Annotated in this window: 14 protein-coding genes and 2 pseudogenes; 15 read left to right on the top strand and 1 reads right to left on the bottom strand. The window is 69.6% G+C overall.

Annotated elements, in window-relative coordinates; translation table 11 throughout:
• Positions 1–40: 40 nt before the first annotated feature.
• The 4 genes and pseudogenes from AB0333_RS11010 to AB0333_RS10995 all read left to right on the top strand — a co-directional run.
• Positions 41–1,432 (top strand): annotated as a pseudogene (locus AB0333_RS11010) (folylpolyglutamate synthase/dihydrofolate synthase family protein); the annotation flags it as partial.
• A 218-nt stretch (positions 1,433–1,650) separates the two neighbouring features.
• Positions 1,651–2,139, top strand: coding sequence for a DUF4233 domain-containing protein (locus AB0333_RS11005; RefSeq protein ID WP_366218733.1), 489 nt, complete (start codon positions 1,651–1,653; stop codon positions 2,137–2,139).
• Between the two features lie 82 nt (positions 2,140–2,221).
• On the top strand, positions 2,222–2,644 hold the full coding sequence (gene ndk, locus AB0333_RS11000) for a nucleoside-diphosphate kinase (protein ID WP_366218732.1): 423 nt from the start codon (positions 2,222–2,224) through the stop codon (positions 2,642–2,644).
• A gap of 852 nt (positions 2,645–3,496) precedes the next feature.
• A complete protein-coding gene (locus tag AB0333_RS10995) occupies positions 3,497–4,018 on the top strand; it encodes a GyrI-like domain-containing protein (RefSeq protein ID WP_366218731.1) in 522 nt (173 codons plus the stop codon).
• Between the two features lie 80 nt (positions 4,019–4,098).
• On the opposite strand, the gene AB0333_RS10990 is transcribed toward AB0333_RS10995, so the two are convergent.
• Positions 4,099–4,764, bottom strand: a complete 666-nt coding sequence (locus AB0333_RS10990; protein WP_366218730.1) for a vitamin K epoxide reductase family protein — start codon at positions 4,762–4,764, stop codon at positions 4,099–4,101.
• 495 nt (positions 4,765–5,259) lie between these two features.
• Here AB0333_RS10990 and AB0333_RS10985 point away from each other — a divergent pair, with 495 nt between their 5' ends.
• The 11 genes and pseudogenes from AB0333_RS10985 (at position 5,260) to AB0333_RS10935 (ending at position 17,045) form a co-directional block, all read left to right on the top strand.
• A complete protein-coding gene (locus tag AB0333_RS10985; RefSeq protein WP_366218729.1) occupies positions 5,260–8,358 on the top strand; it encodes an Rne/Rng family ribonuclease in 3,099 nt (1,032 codons plus the stop codon).
• 232 nt (positions 8,359–8,590) lie between these two features.
• A complete protein-coding gene (rplU, locus tag AB0333_RS10980) occupies positions 8,591–8,899 on the top strand; it encodes a 50S ribosomal protein L21 (RefSeq protein ID WP_159550664.1) in 309 nt (102 codons plus the stop codon).
• Positions 8,900–8,943: 44 nt separating this feature from the next.
• The gene (rpmA, locus tag AB0333_RS10975; protein WP_313817476.1) at positions 8,944–9,204 is read left to right on the top strand and encodes a 50S ribosomal protein L27; all 261 of its coding nucleotides are present in this window, start codon (positions 8,944–8,946) and stop codon (positions 9,202–9,204) included.
• Between the two features lie 190 nt (positions 9,205–9,394).
• A pseudogene (gene obgE, locus AB0333_RS10970) lies at positions 9,395–10,924 on the top strand (GTPase ObgE); the annotation flags it as partial.
• A gap of 103 nt (positions 10,925–11,027) precedes the next feature.
• Positions 11,028–12,188 carry a glutamate 5-kinase gene (gene proB, locus AB0333_RS10965; RefSeq protein ID WP_366218728.1) on the top strand — a complete coding sequence of 387 codons (1,161 nt, stop codon included), beginning with the start codon at positions 11,028–11,030 and terminating at the stop codon, positions 12,186–12,188.
• A 9-nt stretch (positions 12,189–12,197) separates the two neighbouring features.
• Complete coding sequence (locus tag AB0333_RS10960; RefSeq protein WP_366218727.1) at positions 12,198–13,556, top strand: glutamate-5-semialdehyde dehydrogenase; 1,359 nt, start codon at positions 12,198–12,200, stop codon at positions 13,554–13,556.
• A gap of 116 nt (positions 13,557–13,672) precedes the next feature.
• Complete coding sequence (locus AB0333_RS10955) at positions 13,673–13,900, top strand: hypothetical protein (protein ID WP_366218726.1); 228 nt, start codon at positions 13,673–13,675, stop codon at positions 13,898–13,900.
• A 24-nt stretch (positions 13,901–13,924) separates the two neighbouring features.
• The gene (gene nadD, locus AB0333_RS10950; protein WP_366218725.1) at positions 13,925–14,671 is read left to right on the top strand and encodes a nicotinate-nucleotide adenylyltransferase; all 747 of its coding nucleotides are present in this window, start codon (positions 13,925–13,927) and stop codon (positions 14,669–14,671) included.
• Complete coding sequence (locus tag AB0333_RS10945) at positions 14,668–15,837, top strand: hypothetical protein (protein WP_366218724.1); 1,170 nt, start codon at positions 14,668–14,670, stop codon at positions 15,835–15,837. The genes nadD and AB0333_RS10945 overlap by 4 nt, the downstream gene beginning before the upstream one ends.
• A 94-nt stretch (positions 15,838–15,931) precedes the next feature.
• Complete coding sequence (gene rsfS / locus AB0333_RS10940; RefSeq protein ID WP_366218723.1) at positions 15,932–16,378, top strand: ribosome silencing factor; 447 nt, start codon at positions 15,932–15,934, stop codon at positions 16,376–16,378.
• Positions 16,379–16,430: 52 nt separating this feature from the next.
• A complete protein-coding gene (locus AB0333_RS10935; protein WP_366218722.1) occupies positions 16,431–17,045 on the top strand; it encodes a histidine phosphatase family protein in 615 nt (204 codons plus the stop codon).
• Positions 17,046–17,292 lie beyond the last annotated feature (247 nt).

The raw sequence follows: 17,292 nt of genomic DNA, 5'->3' as shown, positions 1-17,292 counted from the left end.
GAACCAGAACGAGAAGAAGAACAAGAACGAGAACCAGCAGTTGCCGGGTGGGTCGTCTGAGACATCCGGGGCGCCCGAGACGGTCGAGGCCGTCTACCGTGACCTGCTCGCGCGGGCCCCGGAGAACAAGATGGAACCACGCATGGAACCGATGTTCCGGGCGATGGAGCTGCTCGGCGAACCGCAGCGGGCGGCGCCGGTCATCCACCTGACGGGGACGAACGGCAAGACCTCCACGGCGCGGATGATCGAGTCGGTGCTGCGGGCCTACGGCCTGCGCACCGGCCGGTACACCTCGCCGCACCTGAGCTCGGTGACCGAGCGCATCAGCATCGACGGGGCTCCCGTGGACCGCGGTACCTTCGTGCGGATCTGGAACGAGATCCTGCCGGTGGTCCAGGTGGTCGACGCCGAGCTGGAGTCGGCCGGGGAGAACCGGCTGACCTACTTCGAGGCCATCACCGTGCTCGGCTTCGCCGTCTTCGCGGATGAGCCGGTGGACGTGGTGGTGCTCGAGGTCGGCCTCGGCGGAATCACGGACGCCACCAATGTGGCCGACGCGGCCGTGTCCGTGGTGAGCCCGATCTCGCTGGACCACAGCGACCTGCTCGGGGACACCGTGGCCGAGATCGCCGCGGAGAAGGCCGGGATCATCAAGCCCGGCGGCTTCCTCGTCTCGGCCGCCCAGGAGCCGGACGCTGCGCAGGTGCTGCTGGACGTGGCCCGTGCGGTGGACGCGGGCTTCCGGTTCGGTGGCGTCGACTTCGGTGTGGAGTCCCGGTCCGTGGCCGTGGGCGGACAGCAGGTGTCCGTGCAGGGGATCGCGGGCCGCTACCCCGAGCTCACGCTGCCGCTGCACGGCGGGCACCAGGCCGAGAACCTGGCCCTGGCCGTGGCCGCCTTGGAGGCGTTCTTCGGGGGCGAGAAGCCGCTGGAGTTCGACCTGCTGCAGCAGGGCATCGCCGAGGTCACCGCCCCCGGGCGGCTCGAGGTGGTGCGCAACGCCCCGACGATCGTGGTGGACGCGGCGCACAACCCGGCAGGCATCAAGGCCACCGCCGGGGCACTGCAGGAGGCGTTCGGGCTCGAGAAGCTCGTGCTGGTGGTCGGTGTCCTCCAGGAGAAAGACGCACTGTCCATGCTCACGGAGCTGTACCGGGAGTTCGGCGACCTGGTGGAGGACCTCTGCCTGACCCAGTCCGATTCGCCGCGCGCCATCCCGGCCGGCGAACTGGCCCAGACGGCCCTGGACGCCGGCTGGCCGGAGGAGGATCTCTTCGCCACGGAGTCCGTTCCGGACGCCATCGAATGGGCGGTGGGACGTGCCGAGGCCACCGCTGCCGGTGAGGCCGGCCTGGGCGGCGGCGTGCTGATCACCGGATCCATCACCCTGGTGGCCGAGGCCCGTGAACTTCTCGGAGCGCCCTCGGCGGGTGCGCCGGGGCCCGGGACCCCGGAGGCGGTGGCCGTGCCCACAGCCGTGGACGTGTTCAACGACTTCGGCCTGGAGCTGGGTGACGGCCTCGACGAGGACGAGGAGGACTTCGACGACATCTTCGACGAGACCGGTCATGATGACGACGGCGGGCCCCAGCGGCCTCAGGGCTCCCGAGAAATCCGGGGATCCCGGGCCGATGGAGGGAAGATCGTATGAGTCCGGACCACTCCGCCGAGACGACCGGGCACGAGTCCTGGCGACCGGCACGGGAGACCAAGTCCCAACGCCAGTGGAAGCCGGGGCAGGCCAAGAAGGTCCGCTCCATCCGGGCGACCTTCACCTCCACCGTCCTGGTCATGGAGGCCTTCGTGCTGGCCTTCTTCGGTATGGCCGTGTACGGGGTCAACCGGGGCGAGCCGATGGCCCCCTGGGCCCTGGGTCTGTCCCTGGGACTGGCGGTGGTGGCGATCCTGACGTGTGCGCTGGTCCGGAAGCCGCTCGGCATGTGGATCGGCTGGTCCATCCAGGTCCTGCTGGTGGCCTCCGCCTTCATTGAGTACACCATGGCCATCGTGGGCGTGGGGTTCGGCCTGGCCTGGTGGTACGCCGTGGTCAAGGGCGGCCAGCTCGACCGCGAGAACGCCTCCCGGGCCGAGGCCGAGGCGAAGTGGCGTGCAGAGCAGGGCCCCGCATCCCAGTAGGGTTGGACGCGGAGTCCGCGTGAGCGGCCTAGAACCATCCATCCCGGGAGCACCCGACCCCCCGGAGATCCAAGGAGCATCTGTGAGCACCACTGTCGAAGAGACCCTCGTCCTCATCAAGCCTGACGGCGTCGCCCGCAACCTGACCGGCCAGATCTTGGCCCGCGTCGAGGCCAAGGGCTACACCATCGCGGACCTGAGGATGCTCGAGCCCTCTCGTGAGATGCTCGTGCAGCACTACGCCGAGCACGAGGGCAAGCCCTTCTTCGAACCGCTCGTCGAGTTCATGGGCTCGGGCCCTGTCGTGGCCGTGCGCCTGCAGGGCCACCGTGTCATCGAGGGTTTCCGCTCACTGGCCGGCGCCACCGAGCCCACCACCGCGGCGCCCGGAACCATCCGCGGAGACCTCGGCCGTGATTGGGGCGAGTCCGTGCAGAAGAACCTGGTCCACGGCTCCGACTCCACCGAGTCGGCCACCCGCGAGCTCGGCATCTGGTTCGCCTGACCTGACCGGGCCGTTTCAACTCAGACCGCCTGGACCCAGCTGAATGCCGCTGAGTCCAGCTGAAGAGTCATCATTCCGGGAACGTCCGGGCGAGGAAAACCCCACCGGATGTTCCCGGAGCGGTGACTTCTTCGGAGACACCGGCTTCTACCGCCGGGGAACTCCATGCTGGTCGAGCAGACCTTCGAAGACCTGAACACTGCGGAGTTCCTTCCAGACCCAACGCATGACACCCGCCCCCGTACGACGGATGGCGCCTTCTCGAGCCTTCTCCCTGACCAAGACCGACTCTGGTGGCTCGCCCGGCCGCATCGTAGAGGTCATGCTGTGGTTCGGGCACCACAAATCCGAGATCGTGAATGGTCGCACGGCTCAGGGATTCACCTGGTGACTCCGCACGTCCGTCGGCGAAGGCCCAGGCGTGGTTCAGCTGACGCCGTCGGACGGCGGGGATCCTCAACGGCTCGACGAGATCGAGGAGCGCGCTGGCTTCAGCCCCCTGTATCCGTTTGAAGGCGTCAGCCGGTGCCACGGACCCCGTGAGTGGTTCGAAGGCCAGGACCTCCGCCTCCCGTGAACACCACGGCGTCCCGCCGTGATCGCCCGTGGGCGACGGCTGCTACCAGGTACCGGTCCCACGGTGCCCAGGAGAACCACGATGAGGTCAGACAATAGACACCATTGGACAGGCGGAGTGCATCACCCCGGTCGGCGGCGCGGCACGCGACAGAGTCACCATCAGCGCACGTATGGAGTGGGACCGTGGAGCCCCGGGATTTAGGGTGATTCTGGAATCCCCTTCCATCCCGAGTTCTTACGACCCCGTGAACCGTGCCGACCCGAGGAGTCATCATGACGCAGAACGCCTCCAGCCCGTACTACCTGGCCGCTCCCTACCTGGAGGTCACCATCCTCGAGGTGCCGCCCGTCGCCACGGTGGTGCAGGCCGTCACCGACTCGCCGATGACCTCCATGTCGGAGGTGTTCGACTCCACCTTCTCCGCGCTCATTCCCGCGCTTGGCACCCAGGGTCTCCAGCCGGTCGGCCCCGCCTTCTCGCTGCACACCCGGATGCCCTCGGACACGGTGGACATGGAGGTGGGCCTGCCAGTGGACCGGCCTCTGGGCGAGCCGGTCACCGCGGGAGCAGGGATCACCCTCACCCCGTCCGAGTTGCCGGGAGGGCGGATCGCGATCGTGTCCCACCTCGGCGCGTATGACGGCCTGGGGGACGCCTGGGGTGCCTTCATGCAGGCCGTGGCCGAGGCGGGGTATCAGCCGGCGCTGCCGTTCTGGGAGATCTACGTGACCGAGCCGAGCCCGGACCAGGACCCGGCCTCCATGCGCACCGACCTGGTCACCCTGCTGGCCTGAGCTTCGCCCTGGTCGCCTGTGCCGCCCCCTGGTCGCCTGTGCCGCCCCTGGTCGCCGGGGTAAGTCGCTTGAACAGCGGCTCATAAGAAGGCGTTGGAGAAGCGCAGCAGGATGGAGGCCAGCACGCCCACGTAGAGCAGGACGATGATCGGCCAGGACCACTCGGCGGCGAACTTCCGGAGGCCGGCCGGGGCGGGGATCACGCCGTGTTGGATGTTCCGGGACGTGAGCAGGACGAACAGGGGGATCATGCCGGCCCAGACGACCATGCAGTACAGACAGAGGATGTTGATCTCGTAGACGGCCTGGCTCCACAGCCAGACGATGAAGACGAAGCCGGCCAGGACTCCAAGGTTCATGCCGATCCAGAACCAGCGGGCGAACCGCGCCCGGGCGAACAGGGCCATGGCGATGGTGATGACGATCGGGAACGCCACCATGCCGATGAACTGGTTGGGGAAGTTGAACAGCTGGGACTGCCACGTCTTCATGACCTCGCCACAGGACACCCAGGGATTGAGATCGCAACTGGTGATGTGGTTCGGATCGTTCCACAGCATCACCCGTTCCATGACCAGCATGAGGGTGCCGTACAGGCCCAGCAGGGCGGTGACCAGCAGCATCCAGGCCGTACCGAGGGGCCGGGCGTACCAGCTGAGGCGGTCGTCGAGCCCACCGCCGGGGGTGGCGATGTCGCTGCCGGCGTCGATCGCGGTGCGGGGGGAGGCGTCTGCGCGGGAGTTCACCGCTCCATCGTAGAACGTGGGGTGCTGCCGTGAACGAGTCCTGGTGCGGAGCACGGCCGTGGCGCCGGGTGGCGAAGGCCCATCGGCTTCATCCCGCCGATCAGGCGCCCCGTGTGAGAGAATGATCATCGACCCGCCGATGGCCACACCATGGGCAGGGTCCATTGGACGGCCACCGGGCCGGCGGTAGAGGACTGAGGCAGTGTAAGGAAACTGCCAGGCTTTCAGAGACGCGGACCACGCGTCCTCGGCCTTGCGACAGCCGCCATTGGCACGCGATAAGACGCGTGAGACCGGGATGGCCGCCGATGGTTCCGGGAGAGGGCGCCGCATCCAGCGGAGACCGAACCTACGGTTCACCTAAGACTTTTTGGAGTCCGTCGACGGCGGCACCCCGAGTACCGCTTGACGGATCGGGGGAAACGCCACCGGGAACGGACCGAGCCGCTCCACGGGCACGAGTGTGGCGTGACCGCGGTGCAGGAGGTGCTGTCCATGGCAGCCAACGAACACCACGACAACGACGCAGCAGCAACGTCCGAACAGGACGCGCAGACCACGGGGGACCGGACGCTGGATCCGCCCTCAGCGGTTCCCGAGGACGCCGGAACAACGGCCGCCCAGGAGGCGTCTTCCGCCGAGGAATCACCGGTCGGCGAGTCTGAGGACCCGGCTGGCCCCTCAGATACGGCCACCGCTGGCGGCACCGCGGCGACGGAACCCGCCGACGAGAAGTCGGCCGTTGATGACCCCTTCGCCATTCCCGATGACCCGTTGGCCCTGATCTTCAAGGCTCCGGATCTGTCCACTCTTCCCGCGGTGCCGCGCAGGTCCCGCGATGAGCGCAGTGAGCGCGAGGACCGCGGCCCGCGTCAGAATCGCAACCGCCGTCAGGACGAGGACGCCAGCGGCGGCTATGACGAGGTCGAGGCCCCGGCCGGCGACTCCCGTCTGTCCCGCGAGGACGGGTATGAGCAGGACGACGAGGGCGGCCAGTCCGGTTCCCGCACCTCCCGCCGGCGCCGCCGCAGCCGTGGCCGGTCGGGCAGCGTCTCGGACTCGGGGCGCACCAGCCCGGAAGACGGCGACGACGGCGACGACCAGTCCCAGCGTGGCTCCGGTGCGCGCGGCGGAGAAGGGCGTGAGAACCGGGAGCACCAGGAACACGTGGACGGCTCGGAGGCCGAGGGCGACGGCAGCGGCACGCGCCGCCGCCGCAAGCGCCGTCGCGGTGACGTGGACATGGAGATGGAGGGTGGCGCCGGGGATGACCCGGAGAACACGGTGACCCGCGTTCGCGCGCCCCGCCAGGCCGCCTCCACCGGTCCGGAGGCCGTCACCTCCCTCAAGGGCTCCACGCGCCTGGAGGCCAAGCGTCAGCGCCGCCGTGATTCTCGTTCGGGTGGCCGTCAGCGCCGCCATGTCATCACGGAGGCGGAGTTCCTGGCCCGCCGCGAGTCGGTGGACCGCAAGATGCTGGTGCGTCAGCGTGATCACCGCATCCAGATCGCCGTGATGGAGGACGGGGTCCTGGCCGAGCACTTCGTGTCCAACACCACCCAGGACTCGATGATCGGCAATGTCTACGTGGGCAAGGTGCAGAACGTGCTGCCGTCCATGGAAGCAGCGTTCGTGGACATCGGCCGCGGCCGCAACGCCGTGCTGTACGCCGGTGAGGTCAATTGGGATGCCGCCAACCTTGAGGGCAAGTCCCGCAAGATCGAGAATGCCCTGAAGTCCGGCGACTCCGTCCTCGTCCAGGTCACCAAGGACCCGGTCGGTCACAAGGGCGCCCGCCTCACCAGCCAGATCTCCCTGCCGGGCCGTTACCTCGTGTACGTGCCGGGTGGTTCCATGACGGGCATCTCCCGGAAGCTGCCGGACGTCGAGCGTTCCCGCCTGAAGAAGATCCTGAAGGACCATCTCCCGGAGAACGCCGGTGTGATCGTTCGCACGGCGGCCGAGGGCACCTCGGAGCAGGAGCTGATGCATGACATCAACCGTCTGCGTGCCCAGTGGGAGGGGATCGAGGAGAAGTCGACCTCCACGAAGACCCTGGCCCCGGAGCTGCTGTACTCGGAGCCGGACCTGACGATCAAGGTGGTCCGGGATGTCTTCAACGAGGACTTCTCCGGCATGATCGTCCAGGGCGAGGACGTCTGGGACAACATCGAGGCCTATGTGACCTACGTGGCTCCGGACCTCCTGCCCCGCCTGGAGCAGTGGAAGCCCGAGGAGCACGACGGTGAGGACCTGTTCGCGTCCAACCGCATCGACGAGCAGCTGCAGAAGGCGCTGGACCGGAAGGTCTTCCTGCCCTCCGGCGGTTCGCTCGTCATCGACCGCACCGAGGCCATGACCGTGGTGGACGTCAACACCGGCAAGTTCACCGGGTCCGGCGGCAACCTCGAGGAGACCGTCACCAAGAACAACCTCGAGGCGGCCGAGGAGATCGTCCGGCAGCTGCGCCTGCGGGACATTGGCGGCATCATCGTCATCGACTTCATCGACATGGTGCTCGAGTCCAACCGTGATCTCGTGTTGCGCCGCATGGTCGAGTGCCTCGGCCGCGACCGCACCAAGCACCAGGTCGCCGAGGTCACGTCGCTCGGCCTGGTCCAGATGACCCGCAAGCGCATGGGCACCGGCCTCGTCGAGATCTTCTCGGAGAACTGTGAGCACTGCAACGGCCGAGGCATCATCGTGCACGACATGCCGGTGGAGCACCGCCGCGCCCATACTGCGCACGGGGAACCGCGGGCCCACAGCGCGTCCCCTAGCCACGGCGGATCGGGCGGATCGGCCCGAACCGGTGGATCTGGTGGTTCCGGCGGGCCCGTGCAGGACGACTCCAACGACGGGGGCCGGAAGTCCTCCCGTAGTGAGCGCCGCCGCCGCAGCCGGGAACGCCAGGCCGAGCGGGAGCGTCATGAGCCGCAGGAGCCGCCGGTCGAGCACAAGCTCACCGCCGAGGAGGAGGCCGAGCGCAAGGCCCGCGCTGAGGCCGCCCGGGCGGCCTTCGCCAACATGGCGGCCGCCGCGGCCAGCGCGCATGAGGAGAAGGTCGAGGAATCCACCCCGGAGAAGTCCTCCGAGCCGGCACCGGAACGGGAGTCCGGCCAGGATCAGCCTGATCCGGCCCCCTCGACCCTGAGCCTCGCGGGCGAGGCGGTCGAGGTGCCGCAGGCCAAGCGCCGCTCCCGGCGGTCGAAGGCCACGGCGGCCCCCCAGGCCGACTTGGCATCACTGGAGAGCGCCCTCGACCAGAAGACCCCCCGCGACCAGCGCGCCTCCGGCGGCCCGGCTCAGGCAGCGCAGACAGGCCAGGCGGCCCAGACAGCTCCAGCGGAACCGGCAGCGCGGCCTCAGCGCCGTCGTCGGGCGGCTTCCTCCGAGGGGGCCGGTGATATCCGGACGGTAGAGGTCGCGGCGGCCGGAGAGCAGGCCGGGGGTGGTCACCGCTTCAGCGCCACCGCCGTCCCGGCCGGGAGTGGCACGGGGCCGGAGGCCCAGCAGCAGCCGGCTGCGGCCTCGGCCGCGCCGATGATGCTCGGTGTCGGGGTCAAGGCGGAAGATATCGCCCGCCCCGAGTGAGCGTGTCATTTGGCCCGAGGGGGCACCGGCGGGTAGGATAGACACTCGGTGCTGCGCCGCCGTCGTTTTCTGTCTGCCCGGGGAATTGGGTATGGGAAAGCCCGCCGGTACGCCGTGAGCCGTTGCCCCCGCTGTCCGGGACCGTCCGCCTTTGCCGGCCGGACACCGCTGGTTTGGGCAGGCCGGGTTGCAGTCGAACAGAGTCGTAATTGTCGAGAGAAGTGAGTCCCAAGTGGTGTACGCGATTGTCCGCGCTGGCGGCCGCCAGGAAAAGGTCTCCGTTGGAGACCTCGTTACCCTTGACCGCGTTGCCGCTGAGGCCGGAAGCTCCCTGGAGCTGTCCGCCGTCATGCTGGTCGACGGGGACAAGGTGACCACCGGTACCGATGACCTGGCCAAGGTCAAGGTCACTGCCGAGGTCGTTGACCATTCCCGTGGCAAGAAGATTGTCATCCAGAAGTACAAGAACAAGACCGGCTACAAGAAGCGCCAGGGTCACCGTTCCGAGCTGACCACCGTCAAGGTCACCTCGATCGCCTGATCCGGACTTCCAGGTCCCCGAGATAAACACCGAAGGATTGCACCATGGCACATAAGAAGGCCGGTAGTTCCTCCAAGAACGGCCGCGATTCGAACGCACAGTTCCTGGGCGTCAAGCGTTTCGGCGGCCAGGCCGTCAACGCCGGCGAGATCCTGGTCCGCCAGCGCGGCACCAAGTTCCACCCGGGCTCCAACGTCGGCATCGGCAAGGACGACACCCTGTTCGCCCTGTCCGCCGGCGCCGTCGAGTTCGGCAACCGTCGTGGCCGCAAGGTCGTGAACATCGTTCCTGCCGCTGCTGAGTGATCACTCAGTTGACGGCACCGGGGGAGTGATCCCCCAGTAGTTCAACGCTCCGGCGGGGGTGGGCCACTGCGGCCCGCCTCCGCCGCAGTGGTTAACGCGCGCAGCGCTCCACCGGCGGAGCGCGACGATCTGCGCACCGCGGGTCACCACCACACGGGTGGTACCGAGAAGTTTTTCAGGAGAGGCGGCCATGGCGGCTTTCGTGGACCGGGTGGTCCTGCACGTTTCCGGCGGGCATGGAGGCCACGGCGTGGCCTCCGTGAAGCGGGAGAAGTTCAAACCCCTGGGTGGTCCCGACGGCGGCAACGGCGGGGACGGCGGAGACGTCACCCTGGTCGTGGACTCGCAGACCACCACGTTGCTCTCCTACCACCACGCGCCCCACCGTCATGGTGGCAACGGTGGACCCGGGATGGGTGACTTCCGCAATGGCGCCAACGGTGAGTCCCTGACGTTGAGCGTGCCGGACGGCACCGTGGTCAAGGACTCCGAGGGCAACATCCTCGCCGACCTCGTGGGCCACGGCGCCAGCTTCGTGGCCGCGGAGGGCGGCATGGGCGGCCTGGGCAACGCGGCCCTGTCCTCGGCCAAGCGCAAGGCCCCCGGGTTCGCGCTGCTCGGCATCCCCGGGGACGAGCGGGACATCGTCCTGGAGCTGAAGTCCGTGGCGGACGTGGCCCTGGTGGGCTTCCCCTCGGCCGGCAAGTCCTCCCTCATCGCCGCCATCTCGGCGGCCCGCCCGAAGATCGCGGACTACCCGTTCACCACCCTGGTGCCGAACCTGGGCGTGGTCCAGGCCGGGGACACCCGATACACGGTGGCGGACGTCCCGGGCCTGATCCCGGGTGCTTCCGAGGGCAAGGGGCTGGGCCTGGAGTTCCTGCGCCACGTGGAGCGCTGCGCGGCCCTGGTGCACGTACTGGACTGCGGCTCCCTGGAATCCGACCGGGATCCGCTGTCCGACTTCGAGGCCATCGAGGCCGAGCTCGCCGCCTACGCCGTGGAGCCGACCTTCGCCCAGGGCGGGCAGGGCGTCATCCCGCTGAACGAGCGCCCCCGGCTGATCGCCCTGAACAAGACCGACCTTCCGGACGGCCAGGACATGGCGGACATGGTCCGCGCCACCCTGGAGGCTCGCGGACTGCGCGTCTTCGAGGTCTCCGCCGTCTCCCACAAGGGATTGGACCCGTTGAAGTTCGCGATGGCCGACCTGGTGCGCCAGGCCCGCGAACGCCTGCCCGAACCGGAGGAGATCGCCGAACCCGAGGTCGTCCGGCCGCGCTCCGTCCGCTCGCGCAAGGGTCGCAGCGGGGAGTTCGAGATCCGGCGCGAGGAGCGCAACCTCGAGCCACTCTTTCGCGTCCGTGGCGTCAAGCCCGAACGGTGGGTGGCCCAGACCGACTTCACCGTGGACGAGGCCGTGGGCTACCTGGCCGACCGCCTCAACCGCCTCGGTGTGGAGGACGAGCTGTTCAAGCAGGGAGCCCGGCCCGGGGACGCCGTGGTCATCGGCTCGGATGACAACGGTGTGGTCTTCGACTGGGAGCCGACCATGGCCGCCGGCGCCGAACTGCTCGGTGGGCCCCGCGGTGCCGACCTCCGCATGGAGGACCGCCAGCGTCCCACCCGTGAGGACAAGCGGCGCGACTACGAGGAGCGTAAGGCCGCCCGTGCCGCGACCCAGGCCGACCTCGAGAGCGAGCGCCGCACCGGCGTGTGGGCGGTGGACCAGGAGATCAACCGCCTGGCGGGCATCAGCGACGAGGACACCGACGGGACCGGCGCGGCCGAGGATGCCCCGGGCCGCAGCGGCGAGGACTCCCATGGCTGAGCAGGTTCCCAATCCGGTGACGGGTCGGGACACCCTGCACCGGGCCCGCCGCCTGGTCATCAAGATCGGCTCCTCGTCCCTGACCACCCCCACGGGCGTGAACCGGGACGCCATCGACGCGCTCGTGGACACGATCGCCGCCGTCCGCGCCCGCGGCACGGAGGTCATCCTGGTGTCCTCGGGGACCATCGCCGCTGGCATCCACCCCCTGGGGCTGGGCAAGCGCCCGCGTGACCTGGCCACCCAGCAGGCCGCGGCCGCCGTCGGACAGGGCAAGCTGCTCGCCGAGTACACCGCCTCCTTTGCGCGCCACGGCACCGAGGTGGCGCAGGTGCTGCTGACGGCGGAGGATCTGATCCGCCGCACCCAGTACACCAATGCGCACCGGGCACTGAATCGGCTGTTGGCGCTGTCGGTGGTCCCGATCGTGAATGAGAACGACACCGTGACGACCGCGGAGATCCGGTTCGGGGACAATGACCGGCTCTCGGCGCTGGTGGCCAATCTGCTGCGCGCGGATGCGCTGCTGCTGCTGACGGACGTCGACGCACTGTACACCGCGCCGCCGTCACGGCCCGGCTCGGAACGCATCGCCCACGTGGTCTCGAAGGCGGACCTGGACACGGTGCTGATCGGGCGCACCGGGCCGGCCGGCGTCGGTACTGGAGGCATGGTCACCAAGGTGGACGCCGCTGGGATCGCCACCGGCTCGGGGATCCATGCGATCGTCACCTCGGCACAGAACGCCGAGGCCGCACTGGCCGGTGCGGACGTGGGCACCTGGTTCCAGGCTTCCGGCAAGCGGCAGTCCGCGCGCGGCATCTGGCTCGGTCTGCTCGCCGAGGTGCAGGGCCGCGTGGTGCTCGACGACGGCGCGGTCGCCGCGGTCGTCAAGAACCGCCGGTCCCTGCTGCCGGCCGGGATCGTCGGGGTGGAAGGGGCCTTCGAGGCCGGCGACCCGGTGGAACTGGCTGACGCCGGCGGCACCGTGGTGGCCCGTGGCTTCGTCAACTACTCCTCCACGGAGCTTCCGGCCATGCTCGGGCGGCACACGGCCCAGCTGCGTGAGGAGTTCGGGCCGGAGTACCAGCGGCCCGTGGTGCACACGGACGATTGTGTCCGACTGCCAGCGAGGGCACGGCCCCGGCGCTAGGCTGGGGACATGTCCACGACTGCCCAGAACCACACCCCTGTCACCGACTCAGCGACCGGGACCGGGCCCTCCGGGGAGCCCGCCGCGGCCACGGTGCCGCAGGAGGTCCGCGAGGCGATCCTCGCGGTGGCCGAGCGGGCCCGCCGGGCGCGCCCGGAGCTGGCCACCGCGCGTCGGGCCCGCAAGGACGACACCCTGCAGGGCATGGCGGACGCGCTGCGTCAGAACGCCTCCGCCATCCTGGTGGCCAACCGCAAGGACGTGGAGAACGGGCGCGGGAAGGGCACCTCGGAGGCCATGCTCGATCGGCTCAGCCTGGACGGGCCGCGGATTGAGGCCTTGGCCGCCGCCCTGGAGGAGCTCGTGGCCCTGCCGGACCCGGTCGGCAACGTGGTGCGCGGACGCGACCTGCCCAACGGCGTGCACATGACCCAGCTACGCGTCCCCCTGGGCGTGGTGGGAGCCATCTATGAAGCCCGGCCCAACGTCACCGTGGACATCGCCGGCCTGGCCCTGAAATCCGGCAACGCCGTGATCCTGCGCGGGGGCTCCGCCGCGAGGCAGACCAACACGGTGCTCATCCAGATCCTGCGGGAGCAGGCGCTGGCCCACGGCTTCGAGCCGGACATCATCCAGGGGATCGATGAGTTCGGCCGGGACGGTGCCACGGCCCTGATGTCCGAGCGGGGCTCCGTGGACGTGCTGGTGCCGCGCGGCGGGCGCGAGCTGATCCAGTCCGTGGTCCGCAACGCCAAGGTGCCCGTCATCGAGACCGGCGAGGGCAACGTGCACCTCTACCTCGACGAGTCGGCTCCGGTGAAGATGGCCGTCGATATCGCCCTGAATGCCAAGACCCACCGCGTCTCCGTGTGCAACACCGCCGAGACCCTGCTGATCCACGCCGGGGCGGAGGCCGCCGGCCGCGAGGTGCTGCGCGCCCTGCACCGGGCCGGTGTACTCCTGCACGTGGACGAGGGCGCCCGCACCTGGTTGCCCGCCGAGGCGGAGGCCACGGCCGTACCGGCCACGGAGGAAGACTGGGGAACCGAGTATCTGGCCCTCGAGCTGGCCGTGAAGACCGTGGGCTCGCTCGACGAGGCCATGGACCACATCCGCCGCTGGTCCACCGGGCACACCGAGGCGATCGTGACCAACGACCTGGCCCATGCGGACCGGTTCGTCGCCGAGATCGACTCCGCCGCAGTCATCGTCAACGCCTCCACCCGCTTCACGGACGGCGGTCAGCTCGGGCTCGGCGCCGAGGTCGGGATCTCCACGCAGAAGATGCACGCCCGCGGGCCGATGGGCCTCGAGGAACTCACCACCACCAAGTGGGTGCTGCGCGGCCAGGGCCAGGTCCGATCCTGACGCGGGCCTGAGCCCTGCGGGGAACGTACTAGGATGGACCGCAGACATCACCGTGATACGAGGCCGGGGCGCCGGCCGTCTTAGTCGTCTTAGCAGTCTTAAGGGAGAACCACCAGATGCAGAACATCACCGCGGCCGTGGCCGTTGCCGCTGAAGAGGCCCCCGTGGTCAACGAGCTCATCGCCCCGGCCTGGGTCTTCGGCGTGGGAGCCTTCGCCATCCTGATGCTGCTGCTGGTGGCCACCATGTCCCTGCGTTCCGTCTCGCAGCGCCACCCCGCGCCGGCCACTGACGTCAACGTCCACGGATCGGCCGGCCACGGCGGCCAGCGTTCCGGCCACTGATCCATCCCTGAACCGCATCTCACTGTGACCCACCGTCGCTTCCGCCTGGGCATCATGGGCGGCACCTTCGACCCGATCCACCACGGTCACCTCGTCGCCGCCTCCGAGGTGGCCTCCGAACTGGGCCTGGACGAGGTCGTCTTCGTGCCCACCGGCCAGCCCTGGCAGAAGGACGCGGGGAGGGTCTCGCCCGCCGAGCACCGGTATCTGATGACCGTGGTCGCGACGGCCTCGAACCCCCGTTTCACGGTGTCCCGCGTGGACATCGACCGGCCCGGTCCCACGTACACGGCGGACACCCTGCGGGACCTGAAGACCCTCCGGCCCGAGGCCGAACTGTTCTTCATCACCGGCGCCGACGCCCTCGAGCAGATCATGACCTGGAAGGACGTCGAGAAGCTCTGGGACATGGCCCAGTTCGTGGGCGTGACCCGCCCGGGACACGACCTGGTGGAGCTGGGGCCGGAGACCGGCGTCAAGCTCATGGAGATCCCCGCCATGTCGATCTCCTCCACCGATTGCCGAGACCGGGTCCAGGACGGCAAACCGGTCTGGTACCTGGTACCGGACGGCGTGGTCCAGTACATCGCCAAGCACAACCTGTACCTCCCGTCCGCCCACATTCCCGGAGGGGGACTGGGCGGCGGCAGCGGTGAGGGCCAGGAGCCGTTCACCGGGGGGAGTCATCCATCCGCGATGCTCCCAGACACACCACGGCAGTCCGGCGACCCGGCTGCCGCACCAGCATCGACGCCGGGAACCACCGTATGAGTCATCAGCAGGACCACAAGCCGCAGGGCGCCCACCCCCGTCTGGGCAAACCTGAGATCAAGCGTGGTGCGCCGGAGACCGAGCCGACGTTGCCGACGCGCCGCTCGCTGCGCCAGCACCGCCGTGCGGACAGTGAAGCGGGTGCCCCGGCCGGCGATCTCTCCAAGGCCACGATCTTGGAGTTGCCGGCCACCTCCATCAGCCCCGCCGACGTCGGCCCGCTCACCGGACAGCTGCCCCGGATCCTCTATGCCCCGGGCGAGTCCGGAGGCGGTGCCTACGCCCTCAAGTCCCCGGACGAGGCGCTGCCCTCGCCCGGCGACGACACCGCACCCGCGGACCGGCCCGCGCTGAAGGCCCGCCGGGCCACCGTCGCAGCGGATCGTGACGCCAGGGGACCGGGGATGCCGTCCACCGCATCGGGGGCTGTCTCCTCGACTGACCTGGTGCCCGAGGAAGTGACACTGGACCGTGACGGCGTCCCGGTGGGCCCGGACGGGCAGCCGCTCTCACGGCGCCAATTGCGCGAATGGCGCCGCCAGCAGGGCGGTGATGCGGAGGCTGCAGGTGCCGTCGACCGCGGCAACCCGGAGCCCGTCCGGCCGACCACCCGCCGCGAGGCCACCCGGGCCCGCCGGGCCGAAGCGCCGGCCGGGGCACCCGCCGGGACCGTGGCCGAGTCCGCTGAGATCACCGACGCCGGCGCCGCCTCCGCTGCGTCCGTCACCTCCGGTGGGCAGCCGTTCACCCGGGAGTCCCTGGCCGCGGAGGGCGCCGCATTGGCGGCGCGGATCGAGGCCGCGGCAGTGGCGGATCCCTCCGCGGTCGACCCAGCCTTGCTCCGGGAGCAGGAGCTGTTGGCCGAGAAGGCGCGGCAGCTCAACACCGGCCTGATCAGCCAGGTCCCGGCGGTGGCCCCGCGGGCCGCGTCGACCCCGGTGGCGAGGCCTCCGGCCGGAGCGAAGCCGGTGGCCGGCCCCGCCGCCCCGAGGCGGGGGGCCATGTCTTCCGCCGACCGGCATGAGCCCGTGGACGCGCAGTCCGCCCATGGACTCGACTCCATCCAGGCCTCCGAATGGTCCTCCCGCGAGCGGACCCTGATCATCGTGGCCGGGCTCGTGGTCCTGCTCCTCGTGATCGCCCTGATCCTCGCCATCGTCTTCTGACGGCCACCGCCTCCACCGCTGACCGCCACTTCAGTTCTTTTCACCGCTTTCACTCATCTGACCCGTTCGCTGACCGATCCACACCGAGGTGCCTATGACCATTCCCGAGACCACCCTGACCGCACTCAAACTGGCCGGACAGGCCGCTGCAGACAAGCAGGCCACGGACATCGTGGCCGTGGACGTGGCGCAGCAGATGGGCCTCACCGACGCCTTCCTGATCGCTTCCGCCGGCTCCGAACGGCAGGTCGTCTCGGTGGTGGATGAGATCGAGGACGTGCTGACCCAGCAGCTCACGCTGGATGTCATCCGCCGTGAGGGCAAGGCCGGCGGCCGCTGGGTCCTGCTGGACTACGGCCACTTCGTGGTGCACGTCCAGCACGAGGAGGAGCGCGTGTTCTACGCGCTGGACCGTCTCTGGAAGGACGCACCGCTGGTGGACCTCGGCTTGGCCGACGGCGTGGCCGCGGAGGAGGGCGGCTCCGCGGTGGATCCGGGCGAGGGCCCGCGGGACTGGACCCCCAGCCGGGATCAGGACTGATCACCGTCCACTGTGTGACCGGGACTGACCGGGACTGAACGGGGGAGTAGGAATGCGACTGGTCCTGTTGCGGCACGGCCGCACGGCGTGGAACGCCGAGGAGCGCTACCAGGGACACACGGACATCCCCCTGGACGACGTCGGCCGGTCCCAGGCCGCGGAGGCCGCGCGCCGGCTGGCGGGCCACTCTTTCGACCTGGCGGCGTCCTCGCCCCTGGTCCGTGCCCGCGCCACCGCGGAATCCGTGGTCGATGGCCGTGGACTGGACCTGGTGCTGCACGAGGAGTTCATGGAGACCGGCGGCGGCACCTGGGAGGGTTTGAGCTTCGCCGAGATCCGGACCCAGTGGCCGGACGACTGGACCACGTGGCGCAGCTCCCACCTGGACCACGGCCCCCTGGGTGGGGAGACCCCGCGGCAGTCGGGCACCCGGGTGATCACGGCCATCACCCGCATGGTGGCCGAGGCGGAGTCCACCCTCGGCTCGCCGGAGACCATGCTGGTCACCGCACACGGCAACTGCCTTCGGGCCGCCGCCACGCTCCTGACCGGGATGGACGCCGCCGGAATGGGGCGGCTGGAGCGGCTGCGCAATGGTGCGGCCATCGTGCTGGAAGGTTCGCCTCTGCGGCCGGGGCAGTGGCGCATCGAGGCCTACAACGCCTGACGGCGGGGCCGTCAACGGGCGCCGGACGGCTCGCAGGCGGCGGGCTCTGTGCCGTCGGCCACAGGAGTCCCGTTCGATTTGCAGGGTCTTTTCAAAGTCCGGTGAGTTTGGTGGCTCGTTGGGGGTCTCGTCCGTAGTGCCGTAGGGCGGCGGTGATGTTGGTGTGTCCGGCCAAACGCAGAATGCTGATGGCGAGGTTGCGTAGGGATGCCATGACGTGGGCGCCGTGGCCGGCGCGGACTTGGGA

It is taken from the genome of Citricoccus sp. NPDC079358 (genome assembly GCF_040702545.1).
In the GTDB taxonomy this organism is placed as follows: domain Bacteria; phylum Actinomycetota; class Actinomycetes; order Actinomycetales; family Micrococcaceae; genus Citricoccus.
Note: the sequence above shows the minus strand (reverse complement) of the source record. Positions and strands in the feature narration are given on the sequence as shown.